The sequence below is a fragment of the Blautia sp. NSJ-140 genome (assembly GCF_022868965.1).
Classification (GTDB): Bacteria; Bacillota; Clostridia; order Lachnospirales; family Lachnospiraceae; genus Blautia_A.
The window spans coordinates 1-733 of record NZ_JALIFS010000030.1 but is presented as its reverse complement, the minus strand read 5'-3'; the positions used below and the strand labels follow the sequence as shown (position 1 = coordinate 733).

The 733-nt window shown below is 45.4% G+C and carries 2 rRNA genes; both read left to right on the top strand.

The annotated features are described in order from the left end of the window. A 16S ribosomal RNA gene (locus MUB50_RS16920) occupies positions 1 to 211 on the top strand; the annotation flags it as partial. 68 nt (positions 212 to 279) lie between these two features. Then, a 5S ribosomal RNA gene (gene rrf, locus MUB50_RS16915) occupies positions 280 to 397 on the top strand. Positions 398 to 733 lie beyond the last annotated feature (336 nt).

The following is a 733-nucleotide window of genomic DNA, read 5'->3' as shown; positions in this document are numbered from 1 at the left end:
AAGCTGGAATCGCTAGTAATCGCGGATCAGAATGCCGCGGTGAATACGTTCCCGGGTCTTGTACACACCGCCCGTCACACCATGGGAGTCAGTAACGCCCGAAGTCAGTGACCTAACCGCAAGGAAGGAGCTGCCGAAGGCGGGACCGATGACTGGGGTGAAGTCGTAACAAGGTAGCCGTATCGGAAGGTGCGGCTGGATCACCTCCTTTCTAAGGAAAAAGTAGAGAAAAAAATGTGTTTTACTGTTGAGTTATCAAGGAAATTGAATAGTGATATTTCTGGTAGCGATGCGTTTAGGGGACACACCCGTTCCCATCCCGAACACGACGGTTAAGACCTAAGCGGCCGATGGTACTGCACTGGAGACGGTGTGGGAGAGCAGGTGGCTGCCAGATTAAAAAGAAAGAAACAGGCGAAGCTGCCTGATAAAAATAGAACGGGCACTGGAAAGTGAGCTCTGTCGGAAACAGAGTGGAACCAGAAGATTTTCGATAAGTCCGGTGCTAACCCTAAATCAGTCGGGAAGGACTGTTATAATAGCTGGTTTTTACCAGTGATCAGAGATTACAAAGTAGTTTGTGAGTTCTGATGGCTGATAAAACATCAGTCAGCATTGTACCTTGAAAACTGCATACATGAAATTTGATTAAGTTAATCAAATATCCTTAAACGCAAAGTATTAAGAAATTAATGCAAACGCAAAGATAGGAAGACATCGATTTATCTGTTAT